At 53.8% G+C, this 17467-nt stretch carries 15 protein-coding genes, 1 tRNA gene and 1 pseudogene; 6 read left to right on the forward strand and 11 right to left on the reverse strand.

Features of this window, described 5'->3' with window-relative positions:
* Positions 1–66: 66 nt before the first annotated feature.
* Entirely contained in the window at positions 67–1080 is a 1014-nt protein-coding gene (tsaD, locus tag ACT9TW_RS01620) for a tRNA (adenosine(37)-N6)-threonylcarbamoyltransferase complex transferase subunit TsaD (RefSeq protein ID WP_182062506.1), read from the reverse strand.
* A 236-nt stretch (positions 1081–1316) separates the two neighbouring features.
* Here tsaD and rpsU point away from each other — a divergent pair, with 236 nt between their 5' ends.
* The 5 genes from rpsU to ACT9TW_RS01645 all read left to right on the forward strand — a co-directional run bounded on the left by rpsU (position 1317) and on the right by ACT9TW_RS01645 (position 8604).
* Positions 1317–1532 (forward strand): 30S ribosomal protein S21, encoded by a 216-nt coding sequence (rpsU, locus tag ACT9TW_RS01625; protein WP_001144069.1) that lies wholly within the window; start codon positions 1317–1319, stop codon positions 1530–1532.
* A 115-nt stretch (positions 1533–1647) separates the two neighbouring features.
* Positions 1648–3390 (forward strand): DNA primase, encoded by a 1743-nt coding sequence (gene dnaG / locus ACT9TW_RS01630; protein ID WP_315686879.1) that lies wholly within the window; start codon positions 1648–1650, stop codon positions 3388–3390.
* A 150-nt stretch (positions 3391–3540) separates the two neighbouring features.
* Positions 3541–5385 carry an RNA polymerase sigma factor RpoD gene (gene rpoD / locus ACT9TW_RS01635; RefSeq protein WP_446491512.1) on the forward strand — a complete coding sequence of 615 codons (1845 nt, stop codon included), beginning with the start codon at positions 3541–3543 and terminating at the stop codon, positions 5383–5385.
* Positions 5386–5546: 161 nt separating this feature from the next.
* A complete protein-coding gene (yncE, locus tag ACT9TW_RS01640; protein WP_446491513.1) occupies positions 5547–6596 on the forward strand; it encodes a 7-bladed beta-propeller protein YncE in 1050 nt (349 codons plus the stop codon).
* Positions 6597–6606: 10 nt separating this feature from the next.
* Positions 6607–8604 (forward strand): TonB-dependent receptor domain-containing protein, encoded by a 1998-nt coding sequence (locus tag ACT9TW_RS01645; RefSeq protein ID WP_446491514.1) that lies wholly within the window; start codon positions 6607–6609, stop codon positions 8602–8604.
* Positions 8605–8634: 30 nt separating this feature from the next.
* On the opposite strand, the gene mug is transcribed toward ACT9TW_RS01645, so the two are convergent.
* Entirely contained in the window at positions 8635–9141 is a 507-nt protein-coding gene (mug, locus tag ACT9TW_RS01650; protein WP_259832111.1) for a G/U mismatch-specific DNA glycosylase, read from the reverse strand.
* A 125-nt stretch (positions 9142–9266) separates the two neighbouring features.
* On the opposite strand from mug, the gene ACT9TW_RS01655 reads away from it, so the two are divergent.
* A tRNA-Ile gene (locus ACT9TW_RS01655) sits at positions 9267–9342 on the forward strand.
* Between the two features lie 102 nt (positions 9343–9444).
* Here ACT9TW_RS01655 and ACT9TW_RS01660 read toward each other — a convergent pair.
* The 9 genes and pseudogenes from ACT9TW_RS01660 to ACT9TW_RS01700 all read right to left on the reverse strand — a co-directional run bounded on the left by ACT9TW_RS01660 (position 9445) and on the right by ACT9TW_RS01700 (position 17458).
* Positions 9445–10278 carry a DUF4942 domain-containing protein gene (locus tag ACT9TW_RS01660; protein WP_446491515.1) on the reverse strand — a complete coding sequence of 278 codons (834 nt, stop codon included), beginning with the start codon at positions 10276–10278 and terminating at the stop codon, positions 9445–9447.
* Between the two features lie 113 nt (positions 10279–10391).
* Positions 10392–10712: a TA system toxin CbtA family protein gene (locus tag ACT9TW_RS01665; protein WP_446491516.1), complete on the reverse strand. Its 321-nt coding sequence runs from the start codon at positions 10710–10712 to the stop codon at positions 10392–10394.
* 67 nt (positions 10713–10779) lie between these two features.
* Complete coding sequence (locus tag ACT9TW_RS01670; RefSeq protein ID WP_071704558.1) at positions 10780–11115, reverse strand: type IV toxin-antitoxin system YeeU family antitoxin; 336 nt, start codon at positions 11113–11115, stop codon at positions 10780–10782.
* Positions 11116–11128: 13 nt separating this feature from the next.
* Positions 11129–11608, reverse strand: a complete 480-nt coding sequence (radC, locus tag ACT9TW_RS01675; RefSeq protein WP_446491517.1) for a RadC family protein — start codon at positions 11606–11608, stop codon at positions 11129–11131.
* Between the two features lie 10 nt (positions 11609–11618).
* A complete protein-coding gene (locus tag ACT9TW_RS01680; protein ID WP_446491518.1) occupies positions 11619–12083 on the reverse strand; it encodes an antirestriction protein in 465 nt (154 codons plus the stop codon).
* 170 nt (positions 12084–12253) lie between these two features.
* Positions 12254–15403, reverse strand: a complete 3150-nt coding sequence (locus ACT9TW_RS01685) for an AIDA repeat-containing protein (protein ID WP_446491519.1) — start codon at positions 15401–15403, stop codon at positions 12254–12256.
* 70 nt (positions 15404–15473) lie between these two features.
* The gene (locus ACT9TW_RS01690; protein WP_071704554.1) at positions 15474–16160 is read right to left on the reverse strand and encodes a WYL domain-containing protein; all 687 of its coding nucleotides are present in this window, start codon (positions 16158–16160) and stop codon (positions 15474–15476) included.
* A gap of 233 nt (positions 16161–16393) precedes the next feature.
* Positions 16394–16510, reverse strand: a pseudogene (locus tag ACT9TW_RS01695) (DUF932 domain-containing protein); the annotation flags it as partial.
* A gap of 84 nt (positions 16511–16594) precedes the next feature.
* The gene (locus ACT9TW_RS01700) at positions 16595–17458 is read right to left on the reverse strand and encodes a GTPase family protein (RefSeq protein WP_446491520.1); all 864 of its coding nucleotides are present in this window, start codon (positions 17456–17458) and stop codon (positions 16595–16597) included.
* Positions 17459–17467: the final 9 nt, after the last annotated feature.

Genomic DNA, 17467 nt, shown 5'->3' on the forward strand with positions numbered 1-17467 from the left:
GCGCTGCGCTTACCGGGCCTACAAAACCGTAGGCCGGGCAAACGAAGTGCCGCCCGGCAAAAAAACTTACGCCTCTGGCAATTCTGCCAGCGGCCAGCGCGGACGTACGGACACGCTCAGGTCAGACGTTGCGCCCGCATTCAGACGCACCATCCCGGCGTAAGCAATCATCGCGCCGTTGTCAGTACAAAACTCCGGACGCGCGTAGAACACTTCACCGCGACGTTTTTGCATCATCTCTGCAAGCTTCGCGCGCAGGGTACGGTTAGCGCTCACGCCACCCGCCATCACCAGACGCTTAAAGCCGGTCTGATCCAGTGCACGTTTGCATTTGATCATCAGTGTATCTACCACTGCATCTTCAAACGCGCGGGCGATATCAGCGCGAGTCTGCTCGTCGTTTTCGTTATTGCGAATGGTATTGGCCGCGAAGGTTTTCAGGCCAGAGAAGCTGAAATCCAGCCCCGGGCGATCGGTCATCGGACGCGGGAAGACAAAACGCCCTTCGGTGCCCTGCGATGCCATTTTCGATAGCATCGGGCCGCCCGGGTAATCCAGTCCAAGCAGTTTGGCGGTTTTATCGAACGCTTCACCGGCCGCGTCGTCGATAGACTCGCCCAGCAGTTCGTATTTGCCAATTCCCGTCACGCTAATCAGCTGGGTATGGCCACCAGAAACCAGCAGTGCCACAAACGGGAATTCAGGTGGGTTATCTTCCAGCATTGGCGCCAGCAAATGCCCTTCCATATGGTGCACCGGAATCGCCGGAACATCCCACGCGAACGCCAGAGAACGCCCGACCGTGGCCCCAACCAGCAGCGCGCCGACCAGACCCGGGCCTGCTGTATAGGCAACTGCATCGATCTCTTTTGCGCTCAATCCGGCTTCTTTCAACGCCGCCTGAATCAAAGGAACCGTTTTACGTACGTGGTCACGAGAGGCCAGTTCAGGCACGACACCACCGTAGTCAGCATGGAGTTTCACCTGACTATACAGTTGGTTGGCAAGCAGCCCTTTTTCGTCGTCGTAAATCGCGATGCCGGTTTCATCGCAGGATGTTTCTATACCCAGTACACGCATGACTTGTTTTACCTCATTTCAATACCGCGCAGTGTAGAGCCTGGGCGGGTTGATGTAAAACTTTGTTCGCCCCAGGAAGAAGGCTCGTGTATACTCCTCACCCTTATTAAAGTCCCTTTCAAAATCGCATCGGTGCTTTACAAAGCAGCAGCATTTGCAGTAAAATTCCGCACCATTTTGAAATAAGCTGGCGTTGATGCCAGCGGCAAACCGAATTTATTAAAGGTGAGAGTTACATGCCGGTAATTAAAGTACGTGAAAACGAGCCGTTCGACGTAGCACTGCGTCGCTTCAAACGTTCATGCGAAAAAGCAGGTGTTCTGGCGGAAGTTCGTCGTCGTGAGTTCTATGAAAAACCAACGACCGAACGTAAACGCGCTAAAGCTTCTGCTGTGAAACGTCACGCGAAGAAACTGGCTCGCGAAAACGCACGCCGTACTCGTCTGTACTAATCTGTTGAGGGCTGCGGTCCTCAATTGACAGGCAGAGTAATAGTCGTAAGGCCGTGCTTCCGGAAGGAATGCGCGGCTTGTTTTCGTTTATAAGTCGCTTAAATTTTTGGGGCATATGGCCGGAAGAATCCCACGCGTTTTCATCAATGATCTGCTTGCCAGAACCGACATCGTCGATCTCATCGACGCGCGGGTAAAGCTCAAAAAGCAGGGCAAGAACTACCATGCGTGCTGTCCGTTCCATAACGAAAAAACCCCCTCTTTCACCGTAAACGGTGAAAAACAGTTTTACCACTGCTTCGGCTGTGGCGCTCACGGTAATGCCGTCGATTTTTTAATGAATTACGACAAGCTCGAGTTCGTTGAAACCGTCGAAGAGCTGGCGGCGATGCACAACCTTGAAGTGCCGTATGAAGCCGGAACTGGCCTGAGTCAGATAGAACGCCATCAAAGGCAAAATCTCTATCAGTTAATGGAGGGGTTAAATGATTTTTATCAGCAATCCTTCACCCAACCCAATGCCGAGCCTGCACGTCAGTATCTGGAGCAACGCGGTCTAAGCGCCGAGATTGTTCAGCAGTTCGCTATTGGTTTTGCTCCGCCAGGCTGGGACAACGCGTTAAAACGTTTCGGTGGTAATGTCGACAACAGGAAGCTGCTGCTCGATGCCGGAATGCTGGTCAACAACGACCAGGGAAGAACTTACGACCGTTTCCGCAATCGCGTAATGTTCCCGATTCGCGACAAACGGGGCCGGGTTATTGGATTCGGTGGCCGCGTACTGGGTAACGATACGCCGAAATACCTTAACTCCCCGGAAACCGATATTTTCCATAAGGGTCGCCAGCTGTATGGCCTTTATGAAGCGCAGCAGCATCAAGCTGAGCCACAACGACTGTTGGTTGTCGAAGGATATATGGATGTTGTCGCCCTGGCGCAATACGGTATTCATTATGCCGTTGCGTCGCTAGGAACATCGACCACAGCCGATCATATGCACATGTTATTCCGGGCAACGAATAACGTTATTTGTTGTTACGACGGCGACCGTGCAGGACGAGATGCTGCATGGCGTGCGCTTGAAACGGCAATGCCTTACATGACGGACGGTCGTCAGCTACGCTTTATGTTTCTGCCCGACGGTGAAGACCCGGATACGCTGGTGCGTAAAGAAGGCAAAGAGGCGTTTGAAGCACGGATGGAGCAGGCTCAGCCGCTCTCCATGTTTCTGTTTAATAGTCTGTTGCCGCAGGTCGATTTGAGCTCACCAGATGGCAGTACGCAGCTGGCAGCGCTGGCGCTGCCGCTTATCAGTCAGGTCCCTGGCGATGCGCACCGTATTCAGCTGCGCCAGACGCTGGGTCTGAAGTTGGGCATTTTTGATGACGGCCAACTTGATCGTTTAATGCCAAAACAGGCAGAAAGTGGTGTCGTACGTCCCACTCAGCAGATAAAACAAACTCCTATGCGTATACTTATAGGACTGCTGGTGCAAAACCCGAATCTGGCACCGCTGGTGCCACCCTTGCATGGGCTGGTGCAGAGCAAGCTACCTGGACTCAGCCTGTTCAACGAGCTGGTGAGTCTTTGTGTAGCCCAGCCAGGCCTGAATACGGGTCAGCTTTTAGAGAACTATCGCGGGACAAGTGAATACTCAACACTTGAAAAACTCTCAGCCTGGAACGATATAAAGGATGAGAATGTTGAAAAAATGTTCACCGACACGCTAAACCGAATTTTTGATTCAATGCTTGAACAGCGACAGGAAGAGTTGATAGCTCGCGATCGCACTCACGGTTTAAGCAGTGAAGAACGCAGGGAGTTCTGGGAAATCAGACAAGCCCTGGAAAAAAAATGAATTTAACGGCTTAAGTGCCGAATATCGATCGGGGAGCCCCCGGCAGCCGCACTGAGAGGCAGCGGCAAAAATATAAGTACGCCCTCGCTTTAAAGGTTGGCAGCACCATCGCCAACACCAATCAAACGAATTAAGTGTGGATACCGTCTTATGGAGCAAAACCCGCAGTCACAGCTGAAACTTCTTGTCCAACGTGGTAAGGAGCAAGGCTATCTGACCTATGCCGAGGTCAATGACCATCTGCCGGAAGATATCGTCGATTCAGATCAGATCGAAGACATCATCCAAATGATCAATGACATGGGCATTCAGGTGATGGAAGAAGCACCGGATGCCGATGATCTGTTGCTGGCTGAAACCTCCAACAACACTGACGAAGATGCGGAAGAAGCTGCTGCACAGGTACTGTCCAGCGTGGAATCTGAAATCGGGCGCACCACTGACCCGGTCCGCATGTACATGCGCGAAATGGGCACCGTTGAACTGTTGACCCGCGAAGGCGAAATCGACATCGCTAAGCGCATCGAAGACGGGATCAACCAGGTTCAGTGTTCCGTTGCCGAATACCCGGAAGCGATCACGTATCTGCTGGAACAGTATGACCGCGTTGAAGCTGAAGAAGCGCGCCTGTCTGATCTGATCACCGGTTTTGTTGACCCGAACGCTGAAGAAGATCTGGCGCCAACCGCTACTCACGTCGGTTCTGAACTGTCTCAGGAAGAGATGGATGACGACGAAGACGAAGATGAAGAGGAAGACGACGACAGCAGCGATGACGACAACAGCATCGACCCTGAGCTGGCCCGTGAGAAGTTCGGTGAACTGCGTACCCAGTACGAACTGACCCGTGACACCATCAAAGCAAAAGGCCGTAGCCACGCCGCTGCTCAGGAAGAGATCCTGAAACTGTCTGAAGTATTCAAACAGTTCCGTCTGGTGCCAAAACAGTTCGATTACCTGGTAAACAGTATGCGCGTCATGATGGACCGCGTGCGTACCCAGGAACGTATCATCATGAAACTGTGTGTTGAACAGTGCAAGATGCCGAAGAAGAACTTCATCACGCTCTTCACCGGCAACGAGACCAGCGAAACCTGGTTCAACGCCGCTATCGCGATGAACAAGCCGTGGTCTGAAAAACTGCATGACGTGAAAGAAGACGTGCATCGCGGGCTTCAGAAACTGCAGCAAATTGAAGAAGAAACCGGCCTGACCATCGAGCAGGTGAAAGATATCAACCGTCGTATGTCTATCGGTGAAGCGAAAGCCCGCCGTGCGAAAAAAGAGATGGTTGAAGCAAACTTACGTCTGGTTATCTCTATCGCTAAGAAATACACCAACCGTGGTCTGCAATTCCTGGATCTTATTCAGGAAGGCAACATCGGTCTGATGAAAGCGGTAGATAAATTTGAATACCGTCGTGGTTACAAGTTCTCCACCTACGCAACCTGGTGGATCCGTCAGGCTATCACCCGCTCTATCGCGGATCAGGCGCGCACCATCCGTATTCCGGTGCATATGATTGAGACGATTAACAAACTCAACCGTATCTCCCGCCAGATGCTGCAAGAGATGGGCCGCGAGCCATCGCCAGAAGAGCTGGCTGAACGTATGCTGATGCCGGAAGACAAGATCCGTAAAGTGCTGAAGATTGCCAAAGAGCCTATCTCCATGGAAACGCCGATCGGCGACGATGAAGATTCGCATCTGGGTGATTTCATCGAGGATACCACCCTCGAGCTGCCACTGGACTCTGCGACCACCGAGAGCCTGCGTGCCGCAACGCACGACGTTCTGGCTGGCCTGACCGCCCGTGAAGCAAAAGTTCTGCGTATGCGTTTCGGTATCGACATGAACACCGACCACACGCTGGAAGAAGTGGGTAAACAGTTCGACGTTACCCGCGAACGTATCCGTCAGATCGAAGCGAAGGCGCTGCGTAAACTGCGCCATCCGAGCCGCTCTGAAGTGCTGCGTAGCTTCCTGGACGACTAATCGGTCCTCGATGAAAAAGCTCCCTCCGGGGAGCTTTTTTTTTGGGGTTTTCCGTTCAGAGTACAAAAATTGGTAGGGGCCCAAATCACAGATGAAATTGTAAATGATATTTATTTTCATTATCATTTTTCTTTTCGTAAACTACTGTAAAGAAAAATTACATGAATTTCAAAACATTAAAAAATCAATCTCTCTGTGCGCTCTTCATTTCTCTGGCACTTCAGGCGGGCCCCGCCTTTGCAAAGGACTTCTCAGAGGATCGGTTCGCCTCCCAACCGCTGGGGCACGGCGTTTACGAGCTGGCTTATGATGCTGGTCAAAAAACAGTTTATGCCGCGTCCGCACCCTCTTTCGATAAGGACAAAACGACCGGGGACGTTTTTCAGCTCGCCGCTGACTCCCTGAAAATTAACACGCGGATCGCCACCCAGCGCCGCCCTTTTGCTGTCTCGCTGGATGAGCAAAATCATATTCTCTGGTTGGGTAATGCGCTGGATGGCTCCGTTTCCCTGCTGGACACCCGCACCCACAAAGAACTGAAAACCCTCCAGCTCGCCGATTCAGAGAATCAGGCCCATGTCCGTGAAGTGGTTCTCGACAAGAAACATCAGCGGCTCTACGTCTCTGGTATTGGCAGTGAAGGCAAAGGCACGTTGTGGGTTGTCGACACGCAAAACCAGAAGCTTGAGCATACCCTGAAAGGGATGGATCCGGTCGGCTTTGCCGTTGATGAAGCAGGCAACAAGGTTTACGCCGTGACCGGAAAAGGTGAACTGATCACCCTGGATGGCAAAACCTCTCTGGCAATCTCCCGCGTGAAGGTCGATCCGTCTGAGCCTAACCATTACTTCCTCAACATCGCGCTGAACGCCGCCAAAGGGGTGGGTTTTATCACCGATAGCAACACCAGGGACGTATTGGTTGTTCAGCTCGATTCCGGCAAGATCCTTCACCGGGTTCCGACGCCGAACTCCATTGCTGCCGTCTACAACCCGGCGCGCAACGAAGTATACGTTACCCACCGCAATGCACGTCAGATTAGCGTTATCGATGCCGACACCTACAGCCTGAAACACACCGTAAAAACGGCCGCCATGCCAAACAGCATGGCGCTTTCTCCTGACGGCAAAACGCTGTTTGTCAGCGTGAAGCAGGATGAAAAAGCCACCCAGGCTGACTATGTGCTCAAACTCGATTTAACCCAATTCTGAGGATTGCTTTGTGATTAACCAGACACGTACGGCGCTGGCGATTTCGCTCGCCCTCGCCAGCCTTCCTGCGGCCGTTTTCGCCGAAGAGACAACACCCGCTAATGAAGATCAGATTGTGGTCACCGCCACCGGTTTCGCTCAGGAGCGCCGCGAAGCACCGGCGACCATCTCCGTGGTCGGCGAGAAAGAGCTGAATACCCGTTCGAACCAGAACGTGACCGAGGCGTTGCGTGATATGCCCGGTGTATTAGTGGGGAACGGTAACGGGAGCCTTGCCACCGGTGATGTGCAGATGCGCGGCATGGACTCCACGTATACCTCCTATATGGTCAACGGCATCAAACAAGGGACCCGCGAGTCCCGCCCTTACGGCCACCATATCGGCACCGAAGCGGCATTCCTGCCACCGCTTGCGGCTATCGAACGCATCGAGGTGATCCGTGGGCCGATGTCCTCCCTGTATGGTTCAGACTCCATTGGCGGCGTGGTGAACGTCATCACCAAAAAAGGCTATAACCTGGATAAATGGACCGGGGTGCTGGAGGATAACTACTTCCTTCAGGAAAAAAGCGAGTACGGCAACACCAACCAGACCAATGCCTTTTTGATGGGGCCTGTCATTCCTGGCAAACTCGGCGTGAGCGTGGCGGCGGATTACCTTGATCGCCGTGACGATGACAGCCAGAAAGATGAGCGTTTTGTTAAGCACCAGGCTGGCAACCTGGACGCCACCATTAATATGGCCCCGACCGACACCCAGCTGTGGGATTTGAACGTCGTCAAAGGGCATCAGGTAAAATCACACAACGATAAAGCCTGGCAATGGGACTTCGACCGAGATGCCGCGTCGTTATCCCAGCACGCGTGGTACGGCGACGACCTGGTGGAAGTGAAGAACTTCATCAGCTACGAGAACGCCAAAACCGAATACCGTGTCCCGGGCATGAGCTCGCAGTTTATCAAGCAGAAAAACTATGAAGCCAACAGCGCAAACACCTTTAATCTCGGCGATCATAAGCTGACGCTTGGGATCAACTTCACCCGCAACGAGCTGGATGATACGTTCGGCATCGCCGACAAAGAGGTTCCGGGGATCACGCCGGTCAGCGAGATCAGCCGCAACGGCTGGGCCGTGTTTGCCGAAGACGCGTGGATGATGGTGCCAGACTTCACTCTGACCACCTCGGCGCGTCTCGATCACGACAGCTACTTTGGTTACCACGTGACGCCGAAGCTCTACGGGAACTGGACCATCGATGAAAGCTGGGCGCTGAAAGGTGGTGTATCGGCGGGGTATAAAAAACCTGACCTGCGTGAGAACAACGAAGGCTTCACCAGCGTCTATGGCTCTTATCCTTACTCGTACATTGGGATCGGTAACGATGACCTGAAGCCAGAGCAAAGCGTTAACACCGAGCTGGGCGTCTACTGGCAGCAGGATACGCTGGCGCTGGATGCCACCGTGTTCTTCACCAAATTTAAAGACAAGATCAGCGACTACACCATCTGTACCGCAACCGCCACGCAGAAGTGTATTTACAACGGTTATGAAGCTGAAGAAGTGTCCCAGTATTTCAACGTCAGCGATGCGGAAATCTATGGTCTGGAGCTGAACGCCGACTGGCAGGTCACTCCTGCGCTGAAGGCTAACGCAAACTATACGTACACCCACAGCGAGCAAAAAAGCGGTCAGTATAAGGGAGAAGCGCTGAACGAATTCCCAGTCAGTATGGCCAACCTGTCACTGACGTGGAATGCGCTCAATGACCTGGAGCTGTGGACCACCAGCAGTTGGCGCAGTAATACGCCAAACACCGGTAAATCAACCTCAACCGAGGCCTATGCGCTGGTCGATTTAGGCGCCCGCTACCATCTCAATAAGCGCATCACGCTGATGGCGGGGGTTTATAACCTGTTCGACGTGAACCCGATTTACAAAACGTCCTATAACCAGTCTTCCATCCTGGAAGGACGCCGCTACAACATGGGCGCGCGATTCGAGTTCTGATAGTGACGCCGGAGCCTCAGGCTCCGGCGGTTACAGCCCGCGCACAACCAACGCTTCATCAAGTTCGCGATACGCCTCAACCAACTTATCCAGCGTCGCCCTGTTCAGCCCGCTCGGGTTTGGCAGCACCCACACCTGCGTAACGCCGATAGTGATGCGTTGTTTACCCCACTGTGTTCCGCGCTGGCTAAATGCCTGCTCATAAGCCTGCTTACCGAGGATCGCCAGCGCCGCTGGCTGGTAGTCTTCAATCTTTTTAATCAGTTCACGCCCGCCACTGCGCAGTTCGTGCAGATTCACTTCGGTTGCCTGTACCGTTGGCCGCTCGACCAGCATGGTTATCCCACATCGCGTATCCAGCAGATGCTGTTCCTCTTCGGGCTTCAGCAACCTGTCAGTAAACCCCGCCTGGTGGATAACCTTCCAGAAGCGATTGCCCGGATGAGCAAAGTGAAAACCGGTGTGCGCCGAGGACTTACCGGGGTTAATACCGCAGAACACCACCCGCAGGCCAGGGGCAAGAATATCGTTGATCATATTTACTCCCGATCGATACATCATCGTGGAAGTATAAAGGATTGATTATGCGTTGTTTATAAAAACAGCAGGCAGGTGCGAATGGCTGGATTGCTGCGGGGAGTTACTTTATAATTCACTGCCACGGCCCCTTAGCTCAGTGGTTAGAGCAGGCGACTCATAATCGCTTGGTCGCTGGTTCAAGTCCAGCAGGGGCCACCAAATAAAACAAGGAGTTAGATGAGAAATCGTCTGACTCCTTTTTCGTTTTATACGAATCGGGTCAGGTAATGGGTCAGGTAAGGAATTACCTCCTTACCCTCTTCATCTCGCTGCCAGCATTCCCGGATAGTACTTCGCCACGATATCATTCATCTTTTCTGTCAGGTCGGGACGTTTAAAAATGATGTGCGCGGTTCCTTTCTGAAAATAACGGATACTGAAGAATTCATCTTCGTAAACATCCTTCGGAGGGTTGTTCCGAATATGCTCCATCAATCGAGTAGTAACATCGCCACGGTTGTCGGGAATCGGTTTACCATCCAGCAAAAATAACATTCGCTCCAGGTCCGCTAATTGATCCCGCCGCCAGCCCCAGTTCAAACTAAATCCCCAGCGATTGTGACTCACCAGATTGTTGATGATGATCTTCTTACTGAAGCTGCAGGGGCTATTGGTTTTGTAGTCCCAAGACAGGCCTTTGAAGACGTTGATGATGCCACGTTCGAAGACATCCATTTTGTTGAGATGTAACTGCTCAAAGGTGCTGAGGATATTCGCCTCATTTATTGCAGGGAGGTCGCCCTCCTCAAGGTTCTTATGCCACTGGTCGCGAGCCTGAGCATCCATCAAGGCCATCATGCCGGACTTCAGCATCAAGTCTCGCCAGATACTGCGGTCGATATTACGGGTGATAGCAGGCAGAGCTTTATCAGCATTTTCAGTCATCCAACTGTCGTAACGGTGCCCGACTTTCATTGCCCAATCTTGCGCTGTACCACCGCCAATTTCTGAGGTTAGCCGTGAAATAGCATCAAGTTGCTGAATCAGTTGTTCAATCTGTTTAAGTGCGGAATCGCGACCAGTGACAACACGCTCGATACTGGTCGAAAGAATGAGTTCATTATGTTCCGTCAACACGTCGGGTTCTGTTTGCATCGTTAATCTTCCATAAAAGCAAACCCGCCTGCCGGCAGTGGCAGGCGCATTATGCGATGAATAAAAAGGGTGGAAAGTGCAGAGGTAAAAATCAGGAATGAGGCTCGAAGAATTTAAGTATTCATTAATCCGGTAGCTCGCCTTGCTCTGAGAATATCGGTAGCGGTCAGGAACGGTGTCTGCTCCTGCCAGGTGAATCCCTTGCGGTCGGTGCGAACCAGTTCATAGCGTTCCACCAGGAAATTCACCGCATCAGCAAGCGTGATACCCGCCTCGATATGCTCCTGGATAGCCGCGTCATCATGGAATGGTGTGTCGTTGAGAGTCAGGCCGTAATGGTAATCCAGTAGATACGTTAAAAGTTGCTGCCAGACCTGTACGGGCGACAGGTGTGACGAAACCGGCACCGTGGCCGGTACAGATGAGATTTGCATGTGTTGAGTCTCTTAAATAAAGGAATGGAAGATTTGAAGGCTTACAAAGCTGAGATGATGGTGAAGATCAGTCTTTACCCTGATTTGAGGGATAAATTGCGATATACACATACCCATGACTGCCCAGCGTATCGGCTTCACAAGTCAGTCCGTTACGGTACAGCGTAACGCTGTGTGCATAGCGGGGATTCAGTTCGCCAGAGAGCAACATCAGCTCAAGATGCGCGACAAAATGCGGGAAGGCTTCATTCAGATCTCGGGCCTGCATCTCGCTGAATGAACCGTTGAATCCAGCCCGGTCTGCCAGAAAATGCAGACGATGACCTTCCTGCACCAGCCGTGCTCCAAAACACGGTGTGATCTCTCGTTTAAGGCCCCAGGCTGGGGTAGCGTCGTTATTCATCATTTTATTCCTGTTAAAGAAGACCATGTTCCGCGAAGGAGAATATCTGCCTGCCGCCGACAATCAGGTGGTCCGGTACACAGATCTCCACCAGCATCAGCGCCTGCACCAGCCGTTGCGTGATGGCTTTGTCTGCCTGGCTAGGAGCCACCTCCCCTGAAGGGTGGTTGTGGGCCAATATCACCGCCGCCGCATTAAAGTACAGGGCGCGTTTTACCACCTCGCGGGGATGCACCTCGGTCTGACTGAGAGTACCAGTGAACAGCGTTTCCCAGGCAAGTAACTGATTCTGGTTATTCAGATACAGCACAATAAACTCCTCCCGTTCAAGAGTTCCCATCTTCAGCCTGAGCCAGTCACGTGCTACCTGTGTGGAGGTGAAGGCGAGACCCGGTTCGCGAAGGTGGTGGTCAAGCAGTCTCAGGGCGCGTTTGATGATGCGCTGTGAAGTCAGCGGCAGTTCCGGCACAAACAGCGTCTGTGGTTTCTCCATGGTAAATCTCCTAATCAATGATGGTGAGAATAGCGCGGGATTCAGGATGGTTCAGGGCATAGTCCCGCAGTTGGTAATAGTGAGCCGTCATGGCATCACACTCCGTGCGGCAGACATGGTGGCTGTACTCAATCAGACACATTGCAATGCCAGCAGCTTCCGCAATCATTCCCGCACTGTTGCCATTCATGTTGTTAAACAGCGTCCATTTTTTGTCATCCTCCGCTTCAGGTGCCATAAAGGCCCCACCGTTACTGAGTGTGTAGAAGTTCCAGATACCGCCGCTGTAGTATTCGCAGAAGCGTTCCATCCAGCTAAAGATTCGGGGTTCGATAAAAATCCACTGAGGGATACGCCCGAAGTGCAGCGGCCAGAAGTCAGCACGCTCTTCATCGGATACCAGGCTGGCCGTAATGGCGTTAGCTATTTGTAAATCACTAACCGGTGAGTGGGCGGTGTCAGTTTGTGTGGTCATGGTTTTGCTCCGTAATAAAAAAGCCAGCCGGTAAGGGCTGGCGTGAGGTGAGTGATAATGCTGCGGACTGAAAGAAAGCGCTGTACTTACATGCAAAAAGCCCCTGCTGCAGAAGCAACAGGGGCCTGGACTGGTGATGTCATGCGCCGAAACCGGGCATGAGGGTATTATCAGAAAGCGACTTTCAGCGAAGCCTGGCCGTTGTAACCGTCAGAGCTGTTACCACTGACGCTGCGGGTGTACCCCCCCTGCAGACCCAGCGTGACATTCTGACGGACCAGCGCTTCAATACCTGCCTGCAGGTCTACCGAGGTGCCATCCTGAGACGGTGAGAAGCTGACATTACTGCCTGCCGTTGCGGTGCCCATGCTCAGGTCACTGTCGCTGCTGAAGGTGCGGATAACGGACGGACGCACCCACCAGTTAACCGGCAGTTCGCTGACGCTGCACTTCATGCTGTCAGCAAACCCTGCGACTGCAGAGGTACCCTGACCGAAGTCCATTTCAGACGAACTGCCGAAACGAATACCAGCGCGGACATGCTGCGCACTGCCGTCACCAAAGTTCACGTAACCGCCGTTGTCATGCCCGTTATCCAGAGACAGGCCCTGCCAGACGTACTGCAGCTGTGGCTCCAGCACCAGCCCCTGACTGATGTTAAATGGCAGACCAGTTTCCAGAGAGGCCAGCCAGCCGGTGCCACGGGTGTCGAGACGATTGTCATCTGAGCTGGCTTTCAGGCTGTGACGTGAGCCCTGAGCCAGGACATCAGCCCACAGACCGCTGGTTTCGTGAACTGCAGTCAGATAACCACCGAGGCTGTAAACGCTGTCGCGGACAGAGCCTGCCGCAGAACGGTCATCATTCTTCACATCCATGGAAGACTGACCTGCCGCGCCATAAACACCCGCAGTGAGCGATACAGGGCCGCCGCTGGTTTTCAGCAGGTCGCTACCAAGCTGAATGAATCCGTAGCTGCCACTGCTTTCCGGCGTGTCACCTTTCGCAATCCCGCCGTTATTACCATGCCCGGTATGGCCACCTTGAATGCGTCCCCACAGCCCCTGGTCAGACACCGCACTGCTGCGCTGACTGTATGTCCCGGCCAGCGCACGGTCGTAATCCATACTCTGAGCAAACAAAGAAGCGTACAGTGCCACTTCGGCACGATAGCCCGCTTCACTGGTGAGGTACCAGTTTTCATCGGCGCTGCCGTGGTTGAGGGTGTAGTTGTACGCCCCGGCCTGCAGTTTACGGCCAAGCGCAAAAGCCCCGGCTTCGGTAGTGGCCCCGTTAATCGCATCCACCACTTTGATACCGTTGCCGATTATCGCCAGGCCCAGCCCTGCATCACCTGTATTAGTGAAGTTCAGCCAGGTTTTGCCGGTTGCCTGTCCGCCGTCAATGACCAGCATATCGGTCGGGAAGGTCGGGTCATCAAGACGAATCGACAGGTTAAGGGTGCCGTTGCGTCCCGTCAGATTCGTTACCGTCAGCGTTTCAGGGGCAAACTGACTGCCGGTGGCTGGCGTAAAGCTGATGGTTCCGGCATTATCCAGGTTATCGAGCACCGATTTCACCGCCGCACCACGCTGAATATTCCAGTTTGCTTTACTGTCGAGGGTGACGTCGGTCGGGTCAATCGCCCCATTCATCACGGAGTTGCCGGTCAGGCGCACCTGCGTACCGGACTGTGCGATGATGTCGCTGTTGATGATGGCATTATCCAGCGCCAGCGTACCCTGATTGAGAGTTACCTGTGACTGGGACAGCGTGCCGTTGCTCACCGTCAGGATGCCGTCACCGTCCTTGAGTAGCTGACCGTCACCGCTTACCGAACCACTGATGGCCGCATTCTGCCCATTACCCGTGCTGAAGTGCAGTTGTCCGCTGTTGGTGGCTTCCCCGGTCAACGATGCACCGTTACTGAATGTGGTAGTGCCAGTAAGCGTACCGCCCTGTGCCACGTTCAGCGTACTGCCCGCCCCTACGGTGGTGTTATCCGCACTGCCGTTACCCAATACCGTGAACTGACTGCCGTTATCGAGGCGCAGGTTGCTTGCTTTGCCGGTTGCCCCGTCAATGCCGAATGCGCCGGATGTGTTCGTGCCGCTGACCGTTGCGCCGGTATCGGCAATCAGTACGCCGCCGTCATGCATCACGATGTTCTGCGCCTTACCGCCGGTCGCCACTGCCAGAACGCCGCCCTGATTAACCGTGGTGGTATCGGCGCTGCCGTTACCCAGCACATCAAGACGCCCGCCGTTTTCCAGCAGCACGTTAGTGGCGTTGGCAGTCGCCGCATCGACACTGAAGTTACCCAGGCCGTTGGTCCCGGACACGGTGGCGCTGGTGTTCGTCACCAGCGCGCCCCCGGCATTCTGGGTAACGTTCGTGGCATTGCCTCCGGCACTCACCTGCAGTTTGCCGTCCGCGTTAACCGTGGTGTTGTCAGCTGTTGCACCGCTTTTCACCACCTGCCAGCCGCCCGCATTGATTACCGTGTCAGTTGCGGATGCACCGGCATGCACGTACTGATTACCGCCATCCAGACGGGTTATGTTTGCCGAACCGTGCACACTTTGGTCGCCGCCCACTTTTATCACTGTGCCGCTGGCAAGCCCACCGACGGCAATAATCTGACGGCCATTTGCATTAATGGTGGTATCCGTTGCCGTACCGGCGACAAACATTCCGTCACTGTTTTCCGCATCCGGGCCACCCTGCGCACCGGTGTTAACCACGGTGCCGGTCGCCTGCGCCCCGGCTTTGACCATCTGATATCCGCCTGCATTAATGACGGTACCGGATACGCTGCCGCCGCTGTGTATCCACTGCGCCCCGCCATTGAGTACCGTATCTGTCGCCTGACCATGTACGCTCTGACCGCCGCCGCTGTTGACGGCGGTGTCCGTGGCGCTGCCGCCTGCCAGTACACCCTGCAGACCGTTATCATTAATGATTGTCTGGTTCGCCACACCACCAGCCTGAACAAACTGGCCACCGCTGTTGGCATCGTCATCATCGCCATATTCCTGACCGGTGTTGATGACCGTGTTATTTGCCGTACCAAAGACCAGCTGGGTGTCATGGTTGCTGATAACGGCATTGTGCACCACGTCTCCGGCAGCGATAGTGCTGATATTACCCGGTGCATCATCGGCCAGTGCGGCAGGACTTGCCACCAGCCCGGCAACCGCCAGCGCCAGTACGGAACCGGTACGTTTTCCTTTTGCTTTTGCCAGCTCGGAGACGACAATAAATGCGCCCAGAACCTCATTCCATACCAGCCGGTAGCTGGTGTTCAGATTTCGCTTCATCGTATTAACCTTGTTGTGTGTAAATAATAAAAGGCCCACACCCGCCAGACGGGTGCAGACCGGTGAAAACTCAGGGTAAAGACAGGGCATTCAGTGACTGCTGAATAAAACGGAAATGCGGCAGGGCGCGGATAAAATCGATATCCTCAACCAGCCGGTAAAGTTGTCGGTTACGGATGAATATCTCTGTTGTCGGCTGGATAACGTGGATTTCATTTAGCGTGAACACCACTGGATGTCCGTGATATTCAGCAATCAGATACCAGGAGCCATCCGTTGCCACCAACCGGTAAGGAGCCAGTCGTTCGTAGCGCTCTCCGTCAGCAAGCAGCGTCACACGCTGACAGGCGGTGATGGCTTTTATCAGGCGATAAAAAGACAGTGAGGCCGACGGGCTGCTGATATTGAGCGCATCCCCCGTCAAACAGGGCGCATCCTCACAGTTGAGCAACAGACTGACGAGCCGACGATCAAACCCCGGGAACAGGCCTGCCAGGCCTGTACGGTGGGCAAAGGTGAGTACGTCAAGTTCTCCCTGCGCACCACTTACCCCGGCACGTAAACGGCAATATCCGCTCTGGTAGTCGAGATCCAGATACATCAGTCGCTCACGGAAATCCCGGCGCAGCGTTCTGACCGATACACCAAATTCAGCCGCCAGCTTACGCACGTACAGGGTTTCACCAGCAACAAGACGGCTGATAATAAGCGACAGTCTGACAGCCAGCCGGTCATGGCGGTGTTCTGCCTGTGTCATGGAGCATTCCTCACGGAAGTTAACTGACTGAAAAGAGTGTGATTACTTTAAAGAGGGGGGCGGACAGGGTATGGACACGTCAGAAACTATTTTTTACTTTTGCGTACATCAGTACAGATGCGGCCCGTCACAGTATCAGGCTGTTTATTAAGCGATTTTTCAAGGCGTGGCGGACAGGGCATGTCCGCTTTTAACGAGATGTTAACAATGACCTAGCAGGCAAACTGTGAGTGTCAAGACTGTAACTGCGACAACAGAGCTTCCGCCATTACCCACAGAGCACGATTAAGCTTCACATCGCCATCAATCCCACGCACCGCACGGGTATGCGTGCGTTTACCATTTGCAGACTCCTTAAGATTGGAAAATGAATAAAAGAAAGCCCTGTCGCACAGAGGCGACAGGGTTCAGGAACAACAGGTAGGTTTAAACGTTCAGAAGAAGAGATTCCATACGGCACGGGCGACCGATACTACCGTGTCACGTACAGCGCGTATCACGGCCCGCACCGGGGCCGGAATCAGCGGAAGGGCACTTACCGTATCCAGCGCAGCACCGATGGTTTCACCAAAATCATCACGCGCTTTTTCCTGGACTGTCGCTGTACGAAAGGGAGACTGCAGTTGCGCCACCACCGGGCTGCTGGCCTCGGGTGGCAGGCACTTTATCATCCGCTCGGCCATCACCCGTAGTCCCCACTGCAGCCGGACCGACACCGCACACACGGGATGTACGGGCTGAAACAAATCATGCAGCAGGCAGATTTTTCGGCTGATGTTCTGCTTCTGCTCCGTAGACAACTGCCCCTCACCGCTGGTGGGTTCAGCCTTATCTGACTGACTGATAACAAACAGAACTTTATGCCGGTATGCCTCACCAATCACCTGTCGGTAAAAATGCTCATCCACCGCCAGTGCGCGGTCATCAGCCTTAATCAACCAAAGCACCAGGTCGAGCCGGGGTAGTTGTTCGCGGTACAGCGCAGCATACTCGGTATCACGAACGCCACTTTCGCCCACGCCGGGCAGGTCCACTATGGTCATATAGCGCTCGCCAACCTGCAGGCGAAAGCGTAGTGGCTCACGGGTACAGGCGGCCACATCGCTGACTGGTGATACTTCTCCGGCAAACAGGGCATTGCACAGACTGGATTTTCCTGACCCGGTTTTCCCCATAATGCCGATAACCGGCTCGTAGTTTGTGAGCTGACGAATCTGCTGCATGACCCGCTCTGAGGCCCATTCCGGTAAGCCCATAAGTGAGCCCTGCAAGGACTGCATGCCTTCCTGATTTCTCATGACATCTCC

The sequence above is a fragment of the Enterobacter sp. C4G1 genome (genome assembly GCF_052886895.1).